The organism is Roseburia rectibacter (assembly GCF_014287515.2).
Lineage (GTDB): Bacteria > Bacillota > Clostridia > Lachnospirales > Lachnospiraceae > Roseburia > Roseburia rectibacter.
Genome location: NZ_CP092473.1, coordinates 3,236,146 through 3,260,820 on the forward strand (window position 1 = coordinate 3,236,146; position 24,675 = coordinate 3,260,820).

Annotated in this window: 18 protein-coding genes; 3 read left to right on the top strand and 15 right to left on the bottom strand. The window is 41.3% G+C overall.

The features are described 5' to 3' along the window. Positions 1–390: 390 nt before the first annotated feature. A complete protein-coding gene (locus H8S51_RS14910) occupies positions 391–993 on the top strand; it encodes a Type 1 glutamine amidotransferase-like domain-containing protein (protein WP_007888235.1) in 603 nt (200 codons plus the stop codon). Positions 994–1,523: 530 nt separating this feature from the next. Here H8S51_RS14910 and H8S51_RS14915 read toward each other — a convergent pair. The 7 genes from H8S51_RS14915 to H8S51_RS14945 all read right to left on the bottom strand — a co-directional run bounded on the left by H8S51_RS14915 (position 1,524) and on the right by H8S51_RS14945 (position 12,937). Continuing rightward, complete coding sequence (locus H8S51_RS14915) at positions 1,524–3,983, bottom strand: glycogen/starch/alpha-glucan phosphorylase (RefSeq protein WP_186900004.1); 2,460 nt, start codon at positions 3,981–3,983, stop codon at positions 1,524–1,526. Then, positions 3,984–7,175 carry an isoleucine--tRNA ligase gene (gene ileS, locus H8S51_RS14920; protein ID WP_186900005.1) on the bottom strand — a complete coding sequence of 1,064 codons (3,192 nt, stop codon included), beginning with the start codon at positions 7,173–7,175 and terminating at the stop codon, positions 3,984–3,986. It lies immediately after the preceding gene. Positions 7,176–7,659: 484 nt separating this feature from the next. Further along, positions 7,660–8,643 (bottom strand): DHH family phosphoesterase, encoded by a 984-nt coding sequence (locus tag H8S51_RS14925; RefSeq protein ID WP_117921074.1) that lies wholly within the window; start codon positions 8,641–8,643, stop codon positions 7,660–7,662. A 66-nt stretch (positions 8,644–8,709) separates the two neighbouring features. Further along, positions 8,710–9,369, bottom strand: coding sequence for an HAD family hydrolase (locus H8S51_RS14930; protein ID WP_157350399.1), 660 nt, complete (start codon positions 9,367–9,369; stop codon positions 8,710–8,712). A 79-nt stretch (positions 9,370–9,448) separates the two neighbouring features. Then, a complete protein-coding gene (locus tag H8S51_RS14935; RefSeq protein WP_186900006.1) occupies positions 9,449–10,966 on the bottom strand; it encodes a carboxypeptidase M32 in 1,518 nt (505 codons plus the stop codon). Between the two features lie 177 nt (positions 10,967–11,143). Then, positions 11,144–12,208, bottom strand: coding sequence for a branched-chain amino acid aminotransferase (locus H8S51_RS14940; RefSeq protein WP_186900007.1), 1,065 nt, complete (start codon positions 12,206–12,208; stop codon positions 11,144–11,146). A gap of 189 nt (positions 12,209–12,397) precedes the next feature. Continuing rightward, the gene (locus H8S51_RS14945; protein WP_117921071.1) at positions 12,398–12,937 is read right to left on the bottom strand and encodes an ECF transporter S component; all 540 of its coding nucleotides are present in this window, start codon (positions 12,935–12,937) and stop codon (positions 12,398–12,400) included. Between the two features lie 168 nt (positions 12,938–13,105). Here H8S51_RS14945 and H8S51_RS14950 point away from each other — a divergent pair, with 168 nt between their 5' ends. Both H8S51_RS14950 and H8S51_RS14955 read left to right on the top strand, forming a co-directional pair. After that, positions 13,106–13,615, top strand: a complete 510-nt coding sequence (locus tag H8S51_RS14950; RefSeq protein WP_186900008.1) for a flavin reductase family protein — start codon at positions 13,106–13,108, stop codon at positions 13,613–13,615. Positions 13,616–13,701: 86 nt separating this feature from the next. Beyond that, complete coding sequence (locus tag H8S51_RS14955; protein WP_117921069.1) at positions 13,702–14,217, top strand: hypothetical protein; 516 nt, start codon at positions 13,702–13,704, stop codon at positions 14,215–14,217. 124 nt (positions 14,218–14,341) lie between these two features. Here H8S51_RS14955 and H8S51_RS14960 read toward each other — a convergent pair whose 3' ends face one another. The 8 genes from H8S51_RS14960 to H8S51_RS14995 form a co-directional block, all read right to left on the bottom strand. Further along, positions 14,342–16,075, bottom strand: a complete 1,734-nt coding sequence (locus H8S51_RS14960; protein ID WP_186900009.1) for an ABC transporter ATP-binding protein — start codon at positions 16,073–16,075, stop codon at positions 14,342–14,344. Between the two features lie 3 nt (positions 16,076–16,078). After that, positions 16,079–17,866, bottom strand: a complete 1,788-nt coding sequence (locus H8S51_RS14965) for an ABC transporter ATP-binding protein (RefSeq protein WP_117921067.1) — start codon at positions 17,864–17,866, stop codon at positions 16,079–16,081. 122 nt (positions 17,867–17,988) lie between these two features. Next, the gene (locus H8S51_RS14970; RefSeq protein ID WP_186900010.1) at positions 17,989–18,609 is read right to left on the bottom strand and encodes a TetR/AcrR family transcriptional regulator; all 621 of its coding nucleotides are present in this window, start codon (positions 18,607–18,609) and stop codon (positions 17,989–17,991) included. Positions 18,610–18,797: 188 nt separating this feature from the next. Next, positions 18,798–19,361, bottom strand: coding sequence for a GtrA family protein (locus tag H8S51_RS14975; protein WP_117921065.1), 564 nt, complete (start codon positions 19,359–19,361; stop codon positions 18,798–18,800). Positions 19,362–19,405: 44 nt separating this feature from the next. Continuing rightward, positions 19,406–22,309, bottom strand: a complete 2,904-nt coding sequence (locus H8S51_RS14980) for a glycoside hydrolase family 3 C-terminal domain-containing protein (RefSeq protein ID WP_118592014.1) — start codon at positions 22,307–22,309, stop codon at positions 19,406–19,408. A 211-nt stretch (positions 22,310–22,520) separates the two neighbouring features. Beyond that, complete coding sequence (locus H8S51_RS14985; RefSeq protein WP_118210003.1) at positions 22,521–23,105, bottom strand: PD-(D/E)XK nuclease domain-containing protein; 585 nt, start codon at positions 23,103–23,105, stop codon at positions 22,521–22,523. A 307-nt stretch (positions 23,106–23,412) separates the two neighbouring features. After that, the gene (locus tag H8S51_RS14990; RefSeq protein ID WP_241071014.1) at positions 23,413–23,571 is read right to left on the bottom strand and encodes an SDR family NAD(P)-dependent oxidoreductase; all 159 of its coding nucleotides are present in this window, start codon (positions 23,569–23,571) and stop codon (positions 23,413–23,415) included. Positions 23,572–23,600: 29 nt separating this feature from the next. After that, a complete protein-coding gene (locus H8S51_RS14995) occupies positions 23,601–24,659 on the bottom strand; it encodes an NAD-dependent epimerase/dehydratase family protein (RefSeq protein ID WP_241070759.1) in 1,059 nt (352 codons plus the stop codon). Positions 24,660–24,675 lie beyond the last annotated feature (16 nt).

Genomic DNA, 24,675 nt, shown 5'->3' on the forward strand with positions numbered 1-24,675 from the left:
AAAATGAAACAAATCCTGTATTATTCCCGGCACAACTGATATCTTCCTGCTCTTACCCTCCTTTGAGTATTATCATACCTTCCGAATGCAAAGAACGCCCGCAGAAAAAAATAAAGATTTTTGAAAGATTCTCTTTATATTTTCCTTATTTCTGCAAAATTCTCTTTTTTTCTCTATATTTTTGTCCCTATTTACATTTGTGTGTCTGATGTATCAACAGTATAATGATACATTTCACGAATTGTGTATGCAATTAGAAAATCAAGTAGTCCAAATTCCATAAAATGAAATTTTAGGGCAAATTACAGACATTGGCTTGGCTGTAGTATTTTTAAACAACGTGTGTTAGACTACTGTTATACAAATCAAAATTTATAAAGGAGAATATTGATGAAATTATTTTTATGTTCGCACTTTTCAAGTGTAGGAAGTCTGATAAAGGAAGAAATTGAAAATAAGAAAGTCGCATTTATTCCAACAGCTTCACTGCGTGAAGGCTACACCGGTTATGTCGGCTCGGCTCGAAAATTATTCAAAAAGTTGGGAGCGATCGTAACTGAAATTGATATTTCAACGGAGGCTTATTCAACGATACAGTCTGTTTTTGAAGAAGCAGATGTGATATATTTTACCGGCGGAAATTCTTTCTTTCTTATGGACCAGCTCCGTAAAACGGGAACTGATGGACTGCTGAAAAAGGAATTGGCAAATGGAAAATTGATGATCGGCGAGTCGGCAGGCGCAATTATATGCGCTCCAAGCATCCAATATATCGAGCAAATGGATGAAAAGCCGGAGGACTACTCACAAGAAGATGATGCAGGGATTGATTTGATTGATTTCTATGTTCTTCCGCATTATCTTACAGCACCATTTAAGAAAGTTACCGAGAAAATAATGACTGAGTTTTCGGATTTGAATCTATGCCCAATTAACAACCGTCAGGGAATTGTAATTGATGGTGAAGATTCAAAGGTTATTTGCAAAGACTAATTTGAAAATTCCAGTTTGTCAATTACAAGTGACATTGAAAGAGTCAGCCCATTCAAGGTGCTGGCTCTTTCAAAAATTCCATTCTAATAAATTGCATGATAACTTAGAGTAAAAATGAATACCCATTAGCCGGAAATGAATAGAAAATGAATAAAAGTGTGGTGTTTCGTATAATTATGAGTTAGTATGCATCAGACACACTTTTGTAAAAAGGGAGATATTTTTTTGCATTTCACTGATAAGAGTGTTACAATACGAATGTTATTAAATTTTCGAGGAGGTTTACTTATGGACAAGAAAACAACAGGAATCGTTTCCTACATCACGCTTATCGGCTGGCTGATTGCATTCTGCGCCGGTGACAAAGAGCTTCCACTTTTAGGAAGTATTAAGATTTTAAACTAAGATATTAAAAAAACATTATTATGTAAAAACCCGGCTTTAAGGTTCATGACCCCAAAGCCGGGTTTCTTTTTCTGTGCACAGACCTGCCTGCTAAAACAGGCAGTCTGCTATCTTATACGATTTTCTTATACCTCTACGGTAATTTTGTCTAAGTGCCAGATATCATCTACATATTCCTGAATCGTACGGTCAGATGAGAATTTACCGGCATGCGCGATATTTAAGATTGCACTCTTTGCCCAGCCTTCCTCATCTTTGTATGCTTCCATGACGCGTCTCTGTGCATCTGCATAGGAACGGAAATCCTTTAAAATGAAATAGGTATCTGCAAACTGTGTACACTGTGTATTGAGCAGTGAATTGTAAAGGTCACGGAATAACTCAGGATCATTCGGTGAATAAAATCCATTGATGAGCTGCATCAGTACCTTACGGATATCCTGATCACTGTTGAAGATCTGCATTGGATCATAGTCACGGTTTCTTTCATGCGCAATGACTTCATCGGAACTCATACCGAAAATAAAGGCATTTTCTTTGCCGACTTCCTCTACGATCTCAACATTGGCACCATCCATCGTTCCGAGCGTCAGCGCACCGTTTAACATGAATTTCATGTTACCGGTTCCGGATGCCTCTTTGCTGGCTGTAGAAATCTGCTCACTGACATCTGCTGCCGCAAAGATCCACTCTGCGATCGATACACGGTAGTCTTCAATAAATACAACTTTGATCTTGCCATTAATGCTTCTGTCATTGTTGATGACATCTGCAACATTGTTGATCAGCTTGATTGTAAGTTTGGCATTCTTATAGCCTGCTGCTGCTTTTGCGCCAAAAATAAATGTTCTCGGATAAAAATCCATATCCGGATGCTCTTTTAATTCATTGTACAGGTACATAACATGCAAAATGTTGAGCAGCTGACGTTTGTATTCATGCAGACGTTTTACCTGCACATCAAAGATAGAACGTGGATCTACTTCGATACCATTATGCTCTTTGATATATTTTGCAAGACGCAGTTTATTCTGGTATTTGATATTCATGAACTCCTGCTGTGCTTTCTTATCAGTTGCATAAATCGCCAGCTTTTCAATATGGGCAAGATTTGTGATCCAGTCATTTCCGATATGCTCACTTACCCAGTCTGCAAGCAATGGATCACCATGCATTAAGAAGCGGCGCTGTGTGATTCCGTTTGTCTTGTTGTTGAACTTCTGCGGGAATAACTCATAAAAATCATGAAGCTGCTCATTCTTTAAAATCTCTGTGTGGAGTTTTGCCACACCGTTTACGGAATATCCTGCTGCGATTGCAAGATGTGCCATCTTCACCTGACCATCATAAACGATCGCCATGCGTGCAACCTTGCCGTTATCGCCAGGGAACTCCGCCTGGATCTGTAAAATAAATCTGCGGTTAATCTCCTCAACGATCTGATAGATACGCGGAAGCAGCCTTGAGAATATCTCGATCGGCCATTTTTCAAGTGCCTCAGCCATGATCGTGTGGTTGGTGTATGCACAGGTCTTTGTTGTGATCTCCCATGCCTCATCCCAGCTTAATCCTTCTTCGTCAAGTAAAATACGCATAAGTTCTGCCACTGCAACAGTCGGATGTGTATCATTTAACTGGAATGTCACTTTCTCCGGCAGTTTGTGGATATCATCATGATGTTTTTTGTAACGTGCCAGCGCACGCTGTACACTTGCAGATACAAAGAAATACTGCTGTTTTAAACGAAGCTCTTTTCCTGCGATATGATTATCATTCGGATAAAGTACTTCCACTAAGTTGCGGGCAAGATTTTCCTGCTCTACTGCCTTGTGGTAATCACCTTTATCAAAAGAGTCTAACTCAAAGCACTCCATCGGCTCTGCATCCCAGATCATTAAGGTATCTACCACATGATTGCCATAACCTACGATCGGCATATCATACGGTACCGCTAAAACAGACTGGTAATTTTCCTGTATAAAACGTGTTTTCCCCTCTTCTGTCACTTCTGCACGGACATAACCGCCGAATTTAACTTCATAGGAATACTCCGGACGGCGAAGTTCAAACGGATATCCATTCTTTAACCAGTTATCCGGCACTTCCACCTGAAAACCGTCTTTGATCTTCTGTTTGAACATTCCGTACCGGTAACGGATACCGCAGCCGTAAGCTGCGTATCCAAGTGTTGCCAGTGACTCCATAAAGCAGGCTGCAAGACGTCCGAGTCCGCCATTTCCAAGTGCCGGATCCGGCTCCTGATCCTCGATCTCATCTAAGTTCAGACCGATCTCCTCAAGTGCCTCTTTGACCTCTTTGTACATTTTTAAATTGATCATGTTGTTGCCAAGCGCACGACCCATTAAAAACTCCATGGACATGTAGTAAACCATCTTTGGATCCTGTTTGTCAAACGCTTTCTGTGTGGCAAGCCAGTCATCAATAATGACATCTTTTACCGTGTAGGAAACTGCCTGAAAAATCTCCTGCTGTGACGCCTCATCTAACGTTTTGCGGTAAAGATTCTTTACATTTTCTTTTACATCCTCAATAAACGCTTCTTTGTTGAAAACATTTTCCTTCATCTAGTTTTCTCCTTTTTTGACTCCAAGCAATACTTTTTCCCCATTGATGTTCCATTCCTTGCAGTAAATTCCGTTTTCTCCGGAGTCAAAAGAATCAGCTTCTGCTACAACTTCAGTACCTAAAACATCACCCATGATGTCATTTTCGTACTTATTAAAGATGTCGGCTACTTTTTCATCTGCATGATAGTAAATGGAAATTTTATCCATAACCTCAAATCCGGCTTCCTTACGCATGGTCTGGATCTTGCTGATCAGCTCACGGACAAATCCTTCCTCTACCAGTTCAAGTGTCAGGTTCGTATCAAGCACAACTGTTACCGTATTATCTCCTTCCGTCACATAACCTTCCATCTGTGTCATCGTGATCAGAAGGTCTTCCTCGGAAAGTTTTACATCATCACTGACAGAAGGCAGCGCAAGCACGCCGTTTGCCTTTAATTCTGCCATTGCCTTATTTCCGTCTAACTCTGCAAGTGCTTTCTGGATCTGTCCTAAGAACTTGCCATATTTCGGTCCGACAGTACGAAGCTGTGGTTTGAAAGTATAGCTTGTATATGCACTGACATCCTCTGTGAAGTTTACTTTCTTCACATTTAACTCATCCTCGATGATCTCCACAAAATATTCTGGCAGTACATTCGGTGCTTTGACATACATATTTCCGATTGGCTGACGATTCTTGATATTTGCAGAGTTACGGCACGCCCGACCCATAACAACGATCTTTAAGACCTCATCCATATTTTTCTCTAAATCTTTGTCGATCCAGCTTTCATTGACTGCCGGGAAATCGCACAGATGGATACTCTCCGGTGCCTCTGTATTGATGGAACGCACCAGATTCTGATAAATCTCCTCTGTCATGAATGGGATCATAGGAGCTGCTGCCTTACAGATCTCAACAAGTGCAGTATAAAGTGTCATGTAAGCATTGATCTTATCCTGCTCCATGCCCTTTGCCCAGAAACGGTCACGGCTTCTTCTGACATACCAGTTACTCATGTCATCCACGAACTCATCGAGTACCTTTGCTGCCTCCGGGATGCGGTAATTTGCAAGGTTCTCATCTGTTCCTTTGATCGCAGAATTCAGTTTGGATAACAGCCATTTATCCATAACGGATAATTTCTCATAATCTAAAGTATATTTCGTCGCATCAAACTGGTCAATATTTGCATACAGTACAAAAAATGCATAAGTATTCCACAGAGTACCCATGAATTTGCGCTGTCCTTCCTGTACCAGCTTACCGCTGAAACGTTTCGGGATCCACGGTGCACTGCTTGTATAGAAATACCAGCGGATCGCATCTGCGCCATAAGTCTCTAATGCATCAAACGGATCTACTGCATTTCCTTTGGACTTACTCATCTTCTGTCCGTTCTCATCCTGTACATGGCCAAGAACGATAACGTTCTCGTAAGGCGCTTTGTTAAATAACAGTGTAGATTCTGCCATCAGGGAGTAGAACCATCCTCTTGTCTGGTCAACTGCCTCAGAGATAAACTTCGCCGGGAACTGTTTTTCAAATACATCTTTGTTCTCAAATGGATAGTGATGCTGTGCAAATGGCATTGCTCCGGAATCGAACCAGCAGTCGATTACTTCCGGTACACGATGCATTTCTTTTCCACAATCCGGACATTTGAATGTAACTGCATCGATATACGGACGATGAAGTTCTACTTTGGCATCATTTGGATTACCGCTTCTCTCCGCGAGTTCTGCGCGGCTTCCGATACACTCCTGATGACCACACTCACACTCCCATACCGGAAGTGGTGTTCCCCAGTAACGGTTACGGGAAATACCCCAGTCCTGGATATTCTCAAGCCAGTCACCAAAACGTCCTTTTCCGATGGACTCCGGAATCCAGTTTACGGTGTTATTGTTGCGGATCAGGTCATCTTTGACTGCAGTCATCTTGATGAACCAGGATTCTCTTGCGTAGTAGATCAGTGGTGTGTCGCATCTCCAGCAGTGTGGATATTCATGTTCAAACTTCGGCGCATCAAATAATAATCCTTTTTCATTGAGATCTTTTAATACCATAGGATCGGCTTTCTTTACAAAAATACCGGCATATGGTGTTTCTTTTGTAAGCTCACCTTTTCCATCTACAAGCTGTACAAATGGAAGGTCATATTTTCTTCCGACAGCGGCATCATCTTCACCGAATGCAGGTGCGATATGAACGATACCAGTACCATCTGTCATGGTTACATAGGTATCACATACGATGTAATGCGCTTTTTTGTGCTGTTTTTCGATAATCTCTTTTGCACAGTCAAATAAAGGCTCATACTCTTTGTACTCTAAATCGCTTCCCTTGTAAGTCTCTAATACCTCATATGCCTTTGTTCCCTCTGCTGCATCCTTATCAAGCAGTTTGCCAAGAACCGTGTCAAGCAGTGCCTCTGCCATATAATAGGTATATCCATCGACAGCTTTTACTTTACAGTATGTCTCATCCGGGTTCACACAGAGTGCAACGTTAGACGGAAGTGTCCAAGGGGTTGTGGTCCATGCAAGGAAGTATGCATCCTCTCCGATTACCTTAAAACGTGCAACTGCGGAACGCTCTTTGACAGTTTTATAACCCTGCGCAACTTCCTGTGAAGATAACGGTGTACCACAGCGCGGGCAGTAAGGAACAATCTTAAATCCTTTGTATAAAAGGTTTTTATTCCAGATTTCTTTTAATGCCCACCACTCAGATTCGATAAAATTATCATCATAGGTAACATATGGATTATCCATATCAGCCCAGAAACCAACGGTCTTAGAGAAATCTTCCCACATTCCTTTGTATTTCCAGACGGATTCCTTACATTTTTTGATGAAAGGCTCCATACCATATTCTTCGATCTGCTCTTTTCCATTTAAACCAAGGAGTTTTTCTACCTCAAGTTCTACCGGAAGTCCGTGTGTATCCCAGCCGGCTTTACGCGGAACAAATTTTCCTTTCATGGTCTGGTATCTCGGGATCATATCTTTGATCGTACGGGTCTCCACATGTCCGATGTGCGGTTTGCCGTTTGCAGTTGGCGGTCCGTCATAAAAGGTGTACGTCTCTCCTTCCTTGCGGTGTTCCATGCTCTTTTTAAAGATGTCGTTGTCATTCCAGAACTTTTCGATCTGTTTTTCTCTGTCTACGAAATTCAGATTCGCATCAACTTTCTTATACATTGCTAACCTCCATTACTTAAATAAAGAGTCGTTTGCGACTCTTTCGCGCCCGAGTGGTGCTGTTTACAGCTAACTTCTTCTCCACGAGGTGCGCATCATTTTTCATTCACAGGAAATCCTGTGAATGAAAAAAGCCCTCGTCCTGTATATAGGACGAGGGCTTGATTTCTTCGTTATACCACCTGATATACAAATGTACACGGTAAAATCCGGATACATGTTCCCTGTAACGCAGGAAATGCGTCAGCGCTTACTCTGCCTCGAAAAGTCCTTATCTCGACCTGCCGGGATCATTTCAGACTGCAGCTTGAAAGTGATCTTCATTCAGCAGATACTCGCACCGGTTTCCACCTGCTCCGGCTCTCTGTTACTTTTTCTGATGAACTACTGTCTTCGTCATTGCCTTTTGCCAAAAATCTAGTTTTTAGTATAGACTCGGAAAGTAAGAATGTCAAGAGTCCAGATACTTTTATACCGCACGCTTTTATACCGCACGCTTTTTGACATCCGCGATCACTGCCAGAAACCTCTCTTTCATCTGTGCCTCTAACAGTTTGACATCCATGTCACTGCCCGTACATGGCACAAATCCTCCTGCCATCGATGCGTGACCGCCGCCATTGCCAATTCCCTTCAGTGCCTCTGCCACGATCTTTCCTGCATCGAGCATACTCTTTTCACTGCGCACGGAAAGTTTGATCCCGTCTGACTTTCTCGAATACACAACGGAAAATGACACTTCTTTTAAAGCAAGCATGAAATCGGATATATTTGCGATCACCGGACAATCTTTCCCTGTATTACAGAAGCTGATATCATCATAAACCTCAATGCTTGAAATGGCGCTGGAATATGCCATCAGGTCATCAAAACAAAGATTACTGTTTTCTAACATATGAATGACCTCATAATCACATTCATCAAACATCCGGTAGAGCATCTCAATATCAAGTTTTGATACCCCACGGCTCAAATTGTTGGTGTCGATCCTTATACCGTATGTCAGAGTCGTCGCAATCCTTCTATCCATCGGGATCTCATTCTCAAAGAAATACTGCGCTACGATCGTTGCACAGGCACCCACCCCCGGACGGATGTCCTTAAACCGGTATGAAAACTTTTCATTTTCGGGATGATGGTCAATGCAGATGATCTCATCCCCCGTAATATCTATGATATTGGAGTTGCCTTTCTGTGCATCTACAAGGATCACTTCATCTTCTTCCGTCAGGATCGCTCCAAGATCTTCCACATTCAGGAGCTCAATGTTCATCAGTTCCCGCAGTTTATCTGTGCTGTAACGGTCGATTTTTCCTTTGTAACAGATCGTCGAAGTAATACCATTGTGCTTTAATAACTCCTGTATGCCAAGCGCACTTGCGATCGCATCCGGATCCGGGAAATTATGTGTCTGGATATATACGTGTTTTCGGTTGATCTGTTTTAACAATTCTTCTAGCTTTGTCATACTGTACTATTTCCTTTACCACTCATCCGTAATCTTTTTGACAGCATTATTTTTCATAAACATGATTCAGTCCCTGTTCTTCTCTGCAAAATATTTTTCTGCCACCTTTTTTGTCACAAGTTCTGAAAATGCCAGAATCTTATGCTGTGCTTCCGGAACACTTCCAAAACCATATGCAGCATGTATAAATCCGACTCCCGCCTTTTTGCTTGCCTCATAATCTCCCTGGATATCACCCACATAGACCGCTTCCTCTAAATGATTCCGGTCTGCCAGAAGTCTGATATTATCACCTTTCTGTAAAAGATTATTGCCATAACATTCAATATCTGAAAAATAATCCCAGAAATGATAGTGATCTAAAAATGCCTCAATGTAACCTTTCTGACAATTACTTACAATATAGAGTTCATAATTCTTTTTTAATTCTTTGAAAGTATCCTCAAGATCCGGGTAAAGCACACCGCCGTGCTCTCTTAAATAATCATTTTCTATCCTGCAGCACTCTGCTAAAAGAGATTCCTGCTCTGCTTCGGAAAGTTCCGGGAATAACAGCTTTGCGATCACATCCATGGTTTTTCCCATAACGCCCTTGATATCTGCTTCCGTGAGTACCTTATTTATCCTTCCATCCTGACGGATCGCTTCGTTCCAGGATTCAGCCACATTGGCTGCGGAATCCCAGAGTGTACCGTCCATGTCAAAAATAATTCCCTGTTTTTTCATAGCAATCTCCATTCCTGTCTGTGAAAAATCCGATCTTTCAATCTGATCTGCGTTTTAACTGCAAATTAATTTACCGGTCTTATTTTTCCATTAAATGATCTAAATTATATATGTCGGCATATTTTTTTTCAAAATAACGCACCAGCGGCTCTGCTGATACTTCTTTGCCGCACACATTTGCGATCACTTCTTTCGGTGTACGTGTACTGCCATACCAGTGAATTTTTTTGTTCAGCCATTTTGTGATCTGTAAAATTCTGCCATCTTTTAAGATCTCATCCACCGGTCCTAATTCTTTTTCAAGCTCCTCTAAATACATTCCATCATAGATGCTTCCCAAAAGATAACTTGGAAAATAACCGAATGAGCCGTCTGACCAGTGCATATCCTGCAAGATTCCCTCTGCATCATTCGCCGGGGTGATATCTAAGTATTCTTTCATTTTCTGATTCCACAATTCCGGCAGATTCCCAACCGGAATATTCTCACGGAAGATTGCCTTTTCCATTTCATAGCGCAATATAATATGGAAGCAATAGGTCACCTCATCTGCCTCGGTACGGATCAGGCTGTTTCTGACATGATTGATCTCATGGTAAAACTCATCCAGCGAAATCTCCTTCATCTGCGGCATCAGCTCCTGCACTTTCCCATAAACCGGAATCCAGAAGTTGTTATTGCGACCTAAAATATTCTCATAAAAACGGGACTGGCTTTCATGAACGCCCATGTAATGACAGCTTCCGGCTACCGTATTGTCATATTCCGGATTGACATTCTGCTCAAAGATCGCATGACCACCCTCATGAATTGCAGAAAACATTGCTGAGATCGGATCATGCTCGTAATAATGATTGGTCACACGGACATCTTTTGATGAAAAATTCAGTGTGAATGGGTGCTCTGTCTCTCCCACTGAACCGGCATCTTTGGAAAATCCAATGTAGGAAAGTAAAAGATCCTGTACTTTTCTCTGGTCATCCGGATCAAAATAAGCATGGAACTTTGCATCATCCGGCTGTTTTGCGGCAAGTATTTTTTTCACAAGCGGAATCAGTGCTTCCTTTAGTTCACCAAACAGACGATCAATCGTTGCAGAATCCATTCCCTCTTCATATTTATCTAACAATACATCATAAACTTCTTTGCCAGGATCCGTATAACCTGCCATTTCTCTGGTAAGTGCGATCATTTTTTCTAAATGTGGTGCAAAAATAGAAAAATCAGATGCATTCTTTGCCTCTTCCCAGGCATTTCCGGACTCTGCCTGCTCACGCACCATCACTTCATAGCGGTCTTTTGGAATCCGTCTGTCTTTTTCCATATCACGCTGCATGCGTGTCACGATAAACTTCATCTTATCCGATAACTGTTCAAATTCTTCCGGCTTCTTTAATTTTTCCAACATTCCATAAAGTTCATCCGAAGTAGACATCGCAAAACTTTCCGTTGAAAAATAGGTCAGCGCATCAATATGTCCTGCCTGTCCCAGTTTTGGTGCACATGTTTTCATGTCCCAGTACAAAAGTGTATTAATATGTTCATATTTTTTCATTTTATCGAGATACTGCTCGAATTCTTCTAATGTTTTACTCATGTAGTCCTCCATTTTCAGAACGATGCCATTTCCACATACGGCATGCCGTTCTTTCTGTTCCATATTAACACAGGACATGTGACCTGTCACTTATTTTTAGTATAACCAAAAAACACCACAGACATGTCATTGTGCATGTCCATGGTGTTTTTTTCAATCGTGATCAGACAATATTGTTTATTTTACCTCTACTGTCCAGCCGTATTTATCAGGCAGTTTGCCCCACTGGATTCCGGTTAAGGTATCATATAATTTCTGTGTCAGCTCTCCGATCTTGAAATCGTTGACCGTTACAACATCATCTTTGTAGCGGAGTTCTCCGACAGGAGAGATAACTGCTGCTGTACCTGTTCCAAATACTTCCTCAAGTGTGCCGTCATGTCCGGCTTTCATCAGATCGTCTACGGAAAGTCTGGTCTCATTTACTTTATAACCCCAGTCTCTTAACAGATGGATCATGGAATCTCTTGTTACACCCGGAAGAACAGTTCCCTCAATCGGTGCTGTGTAGATCTCGCCAGCGATCTTGAACATGATGTTCATGGTTCCAACTTCCTCTACATATTTACGATGCTCGCCGTCTAACCAGAGTACCTGAGAATATCCCATTTTCTCTGCTTTGACCTGTCCTAAAATGGAACCTGCGTAGTTACCACCGCATTTTGTAAATCCGGTACCACCTTTTACGGCACGAACCAGCTCGTCCTCGACTAAGATCTTAACCGGGTTGATTCCCTCTGCATAATATGCGCCAACCGGGCAGCAGATAATCATAAACTTATAAGCAGATGCCATATGTACACCAAGTGCGGCTTCTGTTGCAAACATAAATGGACGGATGTAAAGAGATGTCTCAGGTTCTGACGGAACCCAGTCCTCTTCAACTTTTACCAGTGCTTTTACTGCCTCCACAAACATATCAACCGGGAACTCCGGCATGCAGAGTCTTGCGTTGGAATTAATCATTCTCTTTGCGTTCATTTCCGGACGGAATAACTGGATCTTGCCCTCTGCTGTACGGTATGCTTTCATGCCCTCAAATGTTTCCTGTGCGTAATGTAAAGTTACACATGCAGGATCCATGGTAATCGGTCCTTCCGGAACGATTCTTGCATCTTTCCAGCCCTCTTCTTTTGTCCAGTCCATAACAAACATATAGTCTGTCATATATTTTCCGAATCCAAGATGTTTCTGATCCGGTTTCTCCTTTAAATGTTCTCTTTTTTCAAATCTGATATCCATAACATATGCCTCCGACTCTCTATCGTTTTTTTCTGACCATCATTATGATACTTTCTTTTTTGAGTGTCAAGATTATTCCAAAGGCTTATATTCGCCATTACTTAAATTCATAATATTATTTATTATTCATAAGCATGCGTTATACTATTTGTAATCGAAATAGGGCACCTGATAAATGATGGCTCACACTTAGTTCTGCCCTGCGATTACTTTTTTTAAAGGAATCCAGATGATAAATGCGAATACGCTTCCGATTGCTGCTGTGATAAGCTGCGTCACGGAAAATGTTGTCTGGAATACTGCCATTTTAGGTACCATTGCTTCCGGGAGCAAGGAAGGGATTAAGATCAATGCGATCACGATTCCCATAAATAATGCTTTTGCGATACTGCCTGCTGCCATACCTGCGATCAGTCCTGCATTGCCCTTGATCTTCTTTGCAAGCAGACTGACGGCAACCACGAGAATCATATTTCCGATCATAACACATGGGATGATCGCCGGAATTGCTGACATGACAGGACTTCCCGTGATCAGAAATGAAGTAACCGGCGTGATCACTGAGAGAATGATCCCGCATGCCATTCCTGCACCTAATGCGGCAATGATAAGACATGCATTAATGATCGGTCCCGTGATATAGACGCTTGTGTTTTTAAAGAACTGGCTCACGATACAAATCGCCAGTAAGACTGCTGTTGTTGTAATTTGTTTCGTTGTGATTTTCATAAATCCTCTGCTCCTTTTTCCTGTGTAATTTTCGCAACCATCATAGTACAACACTTATAAAAAGTCAATTTTTGAACAGCCCTATTTTTCTCTTGTCAATTAAATCAGGGAATTTTATAATAAAACCAACATATAAATATTTTGTGCACTGATAAAGGAGATTACGCTATGCATACATTTCAGCCTATAACAGCAGATATGATAGAATTCGATCCATTTACAAAGATTGGCAAAGAATGGGCTCTGCTCACCGCAGGTTCTAAGGATAAAGCAAACACCATGACCATAAGCTGGGGCGGTGTCGGTGTCTTATGGGGTAAAAACGTCGCTTTCGTATTTGTCCGTGATTCCAGATACACCAAGGAACTAATCGATAAAAACGAATTTTTTTCCTTAAGTTTCCTGTCTGAAAAATACCGTGACGCATTAAATTACTGTGGAAGCCACTCCGGTCGTGATGAAGAAGACAAAATCTCTGCTGCCGGATTAACACTTACTTCCCGTCACAGTATTCCATTCATCGACGAGGGAAATATGGTCCTGTTATGTGAGAAAATGTCTGCGACAAGATTGACGGAAGATTCTTTCCTGATGCCGGAAATCGCAAAAAAATGGTACACAGATCATGACATGCACACAATGTATATTGCGGAGATCATTGATATTCTGGCAAGATAATCCTGAACACCTTGCTTTTTCCAAAAATCAATGCTACAATATTTTTTGAATTTTGTTCTAAAAAGTAAATATATGGAGGATTATTTATGAGCCCAGTTACTATCGTATTACTGGTTATCTTAGCCGTCTTAATCATCGGACTTGTTGTCCTTTATTTTCTCGGGAAGAAAGCACAGAAAAAGAAAGCCGAACAGGATGAACAGCTTGCAGCCGCCGCACAGACCGTATCCATGCTGATCATAGATAAGAAGCGAATGCGTATTACCGAATCTGGTCTTCCACAGGTTGTGATCGACCAGACACCAAAGATGATGCGCCGTACCAAACTTCCGATCGTAAAAGCAAAGGTTGGACCGAAAGTTATGTCTTTGATTGCAGATGAATCCGTGTTTGATTACATACCGATCAAGAAAGAAGTAAAAGCTACCGTAAGTGGTATTTATATCACAAAGGTTACCGGTGTACGCGGACCTCTTGAGAAACCGGAAGGTAAAAAGAGCTGGAGAACCAAATTAAAAGAAAAAGCTGTCCGTGCAAATAAGGAGCTCGAAAAAGAAAAAACTGAACTTGAAAAAGAGAAAAGCAAGAAAAAGAAAAAATAAATGATAAAACCTGAAAATACCGCAGATGTGAAGATCGCATTTGCGGTATTTTTTATCAGTTCAATTTTTTATATCATTCATACTGGCATCTATTTATGCACTCTGTTTCTGCTGTCCCATTACGCTACAGCACCCAGCCTGCTGCCTGCATCTGTGTTTCTACCATATGATGATAGATTCCCTGTTTTTGGAACAACTCATCCGGTGTTCCTTCCTCTGCAACTACACCGTCTTTTAACACGACGATCTTGTCTGCATTTGCAACTGTACGCATCCTGTGTGCGATGATAAGTACTGTCTTATTCTGGATCAGTCTTGATAATGCTTCCTGGATCAGCGTTTCATTATCCACATCCAGTGATGCCGTAGCCTCATCCAGTAAAATAACCGGTGCATTCTTTAAAAATGCCCTTGCGATCGAGATTCTCTGACGTTCTCCACCGGAAAGTTCCGAACCATTTTCACCGATCATGGTTTTCCATCCATCCGGCAGTTTTTCTGCAAACTCATCACAATGTGCTAACTTTGCGGCGGCAATGACTTCCTCATCCGTCGCATCCTGTCTGCCGATACGGATATTTTCCATGATCGTATTGTTAAAAAGTGTAACATCCTGAAATACGATGGAATACAACGACATCAGTGTTTCCGGATCGATCTTAGAGATATCCATACCGCCTACTGTGATCTTTCCTTTTTCAATATCCCAGAATCTCGCAGCCAGTCTTGATACCGTCGTTTTTCCGCCACCGGACGGTCCGATCAGTGCTGTTACCTCTCCCTGTTTTGCTGTAAATGTGACATCCTCTAAGACAGCTTCTTTTTTATCATATGAGAACCCCACATGGGAAAATACAATATCATATCCGTCATGATCGAGTTTTGTGCTTCCCGTCTGGATCTCATGGGATAAAATCTCATCCAGACGCTCACTCTGTATATTTGCATTGATCATCGCAGCTAAATTCTGCAGGGAAATCTGCATTGGATCATAAATTCTCGATACAACCAGTAAAAACATGAAAAATGTCAAAACGTCAATGCTCCCCTTTGCAAGAAGTACACCTCCCGTCAGGGCAACTGTTGCAATCCCAAGTTTTAATATCATCTGGGCACTTGCCACAAATACAGCCATTCCGAGCTCTGTCACAATCGCATGTTTTTCAACTGCTCTGATCTTTCTGTCGAGTCCTTTCATATATTCGCTCTGCGCATTATTTGCCTTAAGATCACGGACTGTCTCAAGTCCTTCCTGAATCCCATCGGCACATTCCATTTTCAGTTTCATCTGTTTTCTGCTCAGGCCGTTTTGAACCTTCCCGGAACATCCAACGATCAGGAAGGAAACAGGAAGTACCCAGAGTGCTGCAAGTGCCATTCTCCAGTCAAAGAAAAAGAGACTTAATGCCACAAGTGCCGTGGAAATACATGCTCCGATCAGCTCCGGAATCACATGGGAGGAAACCGTCTCCATGGTTGCACAGTCTGCCATGATCGTACTAGTCAGATCCGAAAGATCTTTTTTCCCGAAAAAAGAAAGTGGAATTTTTCTTAATTTTTCCGCAAGAGTGATACGTCTCACACCGCTCTCCACATAAGTTGCAAAAAAAGTTGCATTGTACTGGATATAGGTAGTAGCTGCGATCAGTGCCAGACTAATGATACAGCCTGCAATATAAAAACTGCCTCTTCCACTTAATGTTCCCTCCATATAGTCCTTTACCAGAAAATAAAGCATCCCCACCGGAAACATCAGGACAATATCTGATATCGTGACAGAAATAAATGCTTTTATCATATCCTTTGCACCCTGATCTGAAAGTGCGTATTTATGTTGTATTTTTTCTTTGAATGACATGTTTTATTCCCCCACTTTCCAACGAACAGATTTATTGTATTCGTTCCACATATGCGCATACAGCCCCGTCATCTCTGTCAGTTCTTTATGTGTTCCTGACTCAACGATCTCTCCATCTTTTAACACACAGATCCGGTCGGCATCCACAACCGAAGATAAACGGTGTGCGATCATGATCACTGTTTTTCCTTCAGATAATTTTGAAAATGCCTGCTGTACTTTCGCTTCATTATCCGGATCAGCAAATGCAGTTGCCTCATCTAAGATCAGAACCGGCGCATTTTTTAACATTGCCCTTGCAATCGAAAGCCGCTGTGCCTCACCACCGGATACATAAGTTCCTTTTGCCCCGATCACAGTGTCAATTCCATCCGGAAGTTTCCCGATAATATCCTCACACTGTGCATTTTTCAAGGCTTCCATAACTTCCTCTCTTGTCGCATCTTTCCTGCCTATGCGTACATTGTCATAAATGGACATTTTCAAAAGTTTACTATCCTGGAATACAAATGATACCATGTTCATAAGCTGTTCCGACGGAATGTCCCTTACATTTACGCCGCCGATTTTGATCTGTCCCTCTGTCGTGTCAAAGAATCGCGCGATCAGGCTTGCAAGCGTTGATTTTCCACCACCGGACGGTCCGACAAACGCAACGTGTTCGCCCTCTCTGATTTCCAGGTTGATGTTATGTAAGGCATTTTTTGCGGCATCCTCATAGCGGAAAGATACGTGGTCAAACGTAATCGACATATCTTTTGGAGCTGCTTTTTCTGCTGCTTCTGCCAGTGGTTTCTTTTCTAAAATACCATCGATCCGCTTTAACGCATCCTCTACGATCATCTGATTTTCACTTGCGTACATGATCTTATTTAATGTAACCGTAATGATCGGTGTGATGATAATATAAAACAGCAGATTTAATAAAAACGTGTCATTTTCTCCGCCCCTGCTGACCACATAAAAAGTAACTGCAATCAAAACAGCAAATGCTGCGTTGATGATCATGGTATAAAACGTCATCGGAAGTCTCAGTTCTTTTGTATAAGCGATCGTCCATTTCTCGTACTTTTCGATGGAATACTGGAATCGTTTGAACGAAAATACCGTCTGACCAAATGTCTTTACGACCGGAATGCCACGGACATATTCAACTGCCTCACTCGACATTTCTTCGAGCGCATTCTGATACTCTGTCATTTTATCCTTCATCCGCTGCCCGGTCATGCTTCCCATAATTAAAAATGCCGCTGCCACCGGGATCAGACTCAACAGTCCAAGCCTCCAGTCAAACATCAGAAGCAGTACTAAAAGTCCCACCGGCGTTGCGATCGCGCCTGCCTGATCTGGCAGCTGGTGTGCAAGATATGTCTCTGTTGCCTCACTTGACTCGTTAACGATCTTGCGGAACTTACCACTTCCGTCACTGTCCATAAATCCCATCGGCAGTGTCATAATATGGTGCATCAACTGTGAACGGATATTCGCCTGCACATGAAATGCTGACAAATGGGAACACATCAGCCCGCAAATGTAAAGCGCCATCGATAAAATTGCAAATCCTACTGCATGCCATCCATAATCTGCAATATTTCCTGCATTTTCATAATGAGGCGCCACCTCTAAAACTTCTTTTATCACTTTCCAGATATAATAAAACGGCACCAGTGCAATCCATGCACTGACCACAGAAAATATCCACGACAGGATCGTCAGATATTTATAATTCCCGGCATATTCAAAAAGCCTTGCCAAAGAACTTTGTTTTTTTAACTTCGCATCACTTTCCATCTCAAAGACTCCCTTTCCATTTTTAGTTCTTGTTATACAGCACTACTTTAAATTAGTTTTCGCTAACCAATGATTTTTTTAGAAGGCTGTCATCCTGTTACCAGAAATGTACAGCCCATCTCTTACTCCCATTTCAGAATTGCATTCCAGCCTCCATAATGGTATTTTTCCAGCATATCCATATAACGGAGTGCCTTCTCCTTCGTCATTTTATGGCGTACCACCTCAAACATACTCTCAAATAATGCCCTCGTCATGATATGGATAAAATCCTCGGTGATCACCTCGCCATCTTCCGTCCGGTAATGAATGACGTCCATATACTTATAAGTATATTCTGTCTCGATCTCGACAAGCCGTTCCACAAAATCCTGAAACTTTGTTCCGTAGGAAGCATCCAGCAAAAGCTCAAACACTTCAAAATTGTCATAAATATAATCGATCATCTCCACCATGCCGGATGACACATAATGCTTCATCTCTTTCGGCTGCTGTTCTTCCTCAAGCCCGTGAAATGTCTCCTGTATATGCAGAAATCTCTGCACCAGATGATCTGCTGCCGGTTCTACGATTGCAGAAAATAATCCTTCTTTATCTTGAAACCTTGAATAGATCGATCCGGTTGTCGTCCCTGCCTTTGCCGCGATCGTCCGCAGGGATGCATCGGAATAACCTTTTTTTAAAAATTCTTCCTTTGCACAGGCTATGATTTTCTCTGAAACTCCTTCTACTGGTTTTGTCACTGGTTCCTCCGCTCATTTATAACAGTGTTATATAACACTGTTATAAATATAAACATTTCTTTTTTATTTGTCAATATGTGAATCCTATTCCTATTTAAAATACAACAAAAAAAGCATGCTCTGCAATTCTTTTGAATCGTAAAACATGCTTTTTATATGTGCTTATTTTGTTTTTCACATACTACTTTTTATGCTTTCGCTTCCCCTTCCGGGAAAATGATCTTATTTACAAAGAAAAATACAACCATTGAAACTCCACCGTTTAATACGGTTGTTCCGATATTGTAGAGCCAGTCCGGCACGAACATACCGGCTACTGCTACCCAGATACAGTTAATGGAGTTTACAATACAGGTCACGATACAGAATGCGATCAGATACCAGAATGCCTGATACCAGATATTGCCCTTACTCCGGAATACGAAGGTTCTCTGGATCGGGAAATTGATGCATTCTCCGATCACCATGGCAACCATGTATGCACAGAAATATGGAAGTCCACCGTGTGCGGCATCATAACCGATAATGTTCCATTTAAATGTCTCTCCAAATAATGTGATGTCGATTCCCGGGAATCCAAAATCAACATTTGGAAGTCCTGCAAATGCGAGCGGCAGAAACAATAACATCAAATATTTGAATACCGTGATCAGGTTACTTACGATCACGAACAGACCGCCCTCCCGGACCCATTTGGAGGCTCCGGGATGCTTATCTGCAAAGTTCTGCCATAGATTTTTTATACCATTCATTTATGCTTTCACCTCTATGTGTTGTTCCTCTGCATAATCCTGTTTTATTCTGCTGATGTTTCAGTTACTGTCTTTACCGGTTCTTCTGCGGCATCTTTTTTATATTTTTTGATGGTAAGAACTTCTAAGAAAATAACCAGTACTCCAAGAATGATATCGATCACGATTGCAATGATCTGCCAGTTCATCAGACCTGTCTTTAAGTTCTCAGGATCATATGCACGGCTGTTTACAACAGTGTACATAATATTTTTGGATGCCTGACGCATTGCTTTCACACCTGTTGCGCTTGTAGTATCTGTCACATGGTTTGTCTCTGTATCATATGCAACTAACATACAGTCTGTACCACCGCGGATACCCATATCAGAATCCATGTATCCGTAAACACCAAAGTAGTCAGTTAATACAAATCCACGGAATCCCCACTCATCACGAAGGACAGTTGTCTGTAACGGATATGTTCCGCCTGCCCACTGTGTACCGATATAATTGAAGGAAGACATTACTGCTTTTGCTCCACCTTCTTTTACAGCGATTTCAAAAGGTTTTAAGTAAATTTCACGGATTGCCTGCTCATTTGACCATGTACAGAGCATTCCGGTACGGTTTGTTTCCTGATCGTTTAATGCAAAATGTTTGATATATGCATAAACACCATATTTTTCAGCACCGATCACTGCGTTTGCAGCCATTTTTCCTGAGAGAACTCCATCTTCCGAATAATACTCGAAGTTACGTCCTGCAAATGCATTTCTGTGTGTGTTCATCGCTGGTGCATACCATCCGGATACTTCCATTTCGTCTGCCATCTTACCAATGCTCTCACCGAAGGAAAGTGCAAGGTCTTTGTTCCAGGTATTTGCGATCATAACTGCGGACGGGAATCCAATGGAGCCTGTTCCTGTAAAGTTGTTATTGATGGATGCAGGTCCGTCACAGTCAACGGTCATAACTTTTCCAACACTTGCAGCTGCAGATGTCTGATATCCGCCAAGAGCGATCATTGTATCCATATCGGAAACTGTCAGCTGGTCAAGCAGTGTATCCCATTTTTCATCATCATAGGAAAGACCACGCATATCAGCAAGTGTCATTCCGTTTTTCGCGCCTGTTGTCGGCATTTCATCAGAATCATTGTTGTAATTGTTTGGATCATAATTGCTGTTATTTAAGAACTCAGCTTTCTCATCCTCTGCTAATGTAAAGTTTGAAGGAGCTGCTGTTGCTTTTGCATAGTTTGCAAATCCATCTGCTCTTGAAAGATATGTTACATCTCCTTGTGCATATGCAAACTGATTTGTTGCAGCTACATCATCGGTAGAACGTGCATTATTCTCATCATATACAACGGTATCTGCAACACTTACGGTCTGTGATGCGATCGTATTGTGTGAATCAGAGTTGATAGAAATCTCATAGTCACCAGCCTCTAATACATAGCATCCATTGCCATATGTATCATAAGAAGCCATATCTTCTTCTGAGAAACTTACATTGATTGTCTGGGATTCACCCGGCTGTAACACATCTGTTTTTGCAAAATCGATCAGATTTGCAGATGCTTTTTCAATTCCACCGTTTGTATATGGCGGATTGTAATATACCTCTACCACATCTTTTCCTGCGGCAGTTCCGTTGTTTGTTACGGTAACGTCAAAGGATACTTTACCGTCTGCTACGGTAACATCTCCCATCTTCTGTTCAAAATCTGTATAAGAAAGTCCATATCCAAATGGGAACTGAACCGTCTTATCATAATCAATGAGTCCTTCCACTGCTGCTGTCTCATAGAAACGATAGCCAACATAAATGCCTTCTACATAGTTGACAAAAGATGGAATTGTTGCTTCTTCTTCGCCTGTTCCGAAGTTTTTGGATGTAGCGGCAAACTCATCCATATTGTCATACAGGAAGTTTCCAAAGTTGTTATAAGTCGGTGTTGCTGTCAGATCATATACAAATGTATCGCTGGTTTTTCCGGATGGATTTACCGTACCGGCTACGACTGCGCCAAGAGACTCAAATCCGGACTGACCTGTTCCAGGACACCAGATTGCACCCTTGATCTGTTTATAATCATTTAAGAATCCAAGTTCCATGGTGTTTGCACCGTTATATACAACAACGACATTGTCAAAGTTGGCACAAACAAGGTCTAACATATCTTTTTCTGTCTGGCTTAACTGTAAATAATGTTCACCAGCTTCAAAATCTTTGTAATTTTCAGAGTTATCTGTGTAAGTTACTTTGCTTACATCAGTTGGAAGGTCTGCTCCCTCACCACCAACACGGGTAATTACTACCATTGCTGTATCCGAAAACTCTTTTGCATTGTTGATCAGCTCATCGCTGTAAGAATCTGCTGTAGGCTCCGGCAATGTCCAGTCCTGCGCCCACATACCAACTTCCGGTCTGTCCTCACGGTACGCTTTGTAGAAATCGGTCAGTTCTGTATTGATCTTGTATCCGGCATCCTCAAGACCACCAAGAAGTGTTGTTGTCTCATATGCGTCGGATAATGCTCCTGATCCTGTACCACCGTAGCAAGGATTGGTAGATGCCCATCCAAACACGTTGATATTCTGTGTATTTGTAAGTGGAAGGATATTGTCCTCATTTTTCAATAATACAATACCTTCGTCCGCGATATCCTCACAGAGTGCTGTTGCCTCATTTGAGGTCTCCTCTGTGATCGTACCATTTCCCATTGCAAGTGAGATCATACTTGACATCGGGATAAAGCAGATCAGATTGATAATCACAACTGCTGCCATAAGGAATGCAATCCATGCTTCCTTTCTCACCAGTTTCTTTACCGGTTTCTTCAATTTCATGCATGCCACAGTTACAATAATTGCGAGCGCTAATGCAATACCCAGCGCAATCAGGTATGGCTTACAGGAATTGAGAACGTTGATCACGTCATCCATGTTAATTGCTAACATTTCTAAATCCTCCCTTGTTTTCTTTATCCGTTTCGGATCTTGTAACTGTATCCTACCACATCACACATTCTTTGGTAAAAATCTTCACAATCTGCACTTTTTTCGCATAAACTGTTTTGCATGTTGGAAGTTTTAGACAAAAGAAATGCCATTGTTTTATGCATTGTGCATAAAACATGGCATTTACTATCATCTTAAATACAATTCTAAATTATTTTCCGATCAATACTTTCTTTCCCTCAAAAGCAAATCCGTAGTGTCTGATCTTTTCTTTTTGGATTCCTGCTGCAGTCAGTCCGGCGTCATAATTTTTTTCCCTGATCTGTTTTAAAGCGGACTGCACCGTATCTTCTAATGATTCTTCTTCATCTGCCTCATGGACTTTAAATTCCATTACGATCGCATCTTTTTTCCGGTCATGAGGAACCAGCATGATATCATATCTGCCGTAACCGCTTTCCCTGTTTGACCGCACATCATAGGAATCCCGCAGTTCCACCAAAAGTCCCAGTACAAATCCATGATAAAAACGCTCTGGCTGTGCTCTTTTCGATGGATGATTTCCGGTATCAAAACTGCTGAAAGTTGTGAGTGCAATATCATTCATATAAATATTCATCTCTTTTAAGTTCCCTTTTAATAATGCCTCTATGAACTCATTATAGTTCGACATGGAATCATCAAACCATCCTTTAAACATGTTCGAAAACATACTGTAAGTTTCCAGATTCGTGATACGAAGATGATACCACGGCTCTAACAGCATACCTCGGTATTCCACCTCTTCTGCTTTCATTCAGATACGCATGCTGCATATATGTTTCTTCAATAATATTTTTTATTTTTCGTACGGCATCCTCATAATTTGTCTGTTTCACATCCGCAAAACTTAAAAAGATGACCGGATAAAATCAGACTTATCTACAAAAAAATAATTGCCTTCCCGCAATGCTGCAAAATTCTGTTTTCCAATACTGATATGCGGTAACATATCTTTCATTCCCCCAGTTCAGTTTTAAAATTATATTCTCTTTTCCAATTATAAAAAACCGGACTCTTTTCTTCAAGGGATATCTGTCTTAAACAATGTTACAATTCACAGTTTAGTTCTGATGTCCTGCTGACAATGCTCCATCTACCGGAATGGCTGCACAGACTACTTTCATTCCGTTTTCACCAAAAATTTCTGCAATTGACTCCCCAATACCTCTGCTTGCACCTGTTACAATTGCTACTTTTCCTTCTACACTTGAAAAATTCACTTTACTCAAATCCTTCCTTTTGATGCTATTTATGCCGACACCCTGTGTTCTTCTTTTAACCATTCTACTTCGTCATAAATTGTATCAGCAAATGGTCTTGTCTGATACCCCAGTTCTTTCTTTGCCTTGCTACTATCATATGCATTATTTCGTACTAAGTTGTATAGCATTAATTCTGTTATCAATGGGGCCTTGTTTGTTAGTCTTCCAATTGTCTCACTTACTTTTACAATAATCCTTGTTAATGGCATTGGAAGAATTATTTTCGTCATTTTCACACCACTTGCATGACTGATATAAGCAAACATATCTTTCATCCAAACCACATCATTGCCCAATATATAGCCTTCTCCAATTCTCCCCTTATCTACCGCAGCAATTGTTCCTGCAGCCAAATCTCTTACATCTACTGAATTGAATGACCCCGGAAATCCTACCTTATTTCCCCCATTACAATACTGTTCAATAAAAGTCGATACCGGTCCACCAGCGTAATCATTTGGTCCACATATACCTGTAGGATATACTACGCACGCCTTTAATCCTTTTTCTTTTACTGCATCAAATACTAACTGTGTTGCCATAGCTTTTGTTTTTCCGTAATATCCAACTATTTTATCCAGGTCAAATTTTTCCGGTTCTCTCATAAATTCCCCGTGCGGAAGCTCTGCCACGGTTCCTGTCGAACTTACATATACAAGTTTTTCCACGTTTTTTTCCAAACAAAAATCAATAATATTTTGGGTTCCCTCAACATTAACCCGATATACCAGTTCACTGGGTTCTTCCTTTAAATACACAATACTTGCACAGTGAATACAAACAAGTTGTTCCTTTTCCACATCAAAAAAATTTTCCAAAGAAGTCTTATCTGTCAAGTCACCATACACGATTTCTACTCCTTCCGGAATGTGCTTGACAGCCTTATCCCCCTGCAACACGAGTCCTCGCACCCGGCATCCTTTTTCAACTAACTGCCTGGCAATATTATTCCCAAGAAAACCAGCCGCACCTGTCAATAAATATATTCTGCTATCCTCCATCCTGATATTCCTCCTTCTTTTCCTGTTCTTTGCATACCTTAACAAAGGAAGATAAACGCAG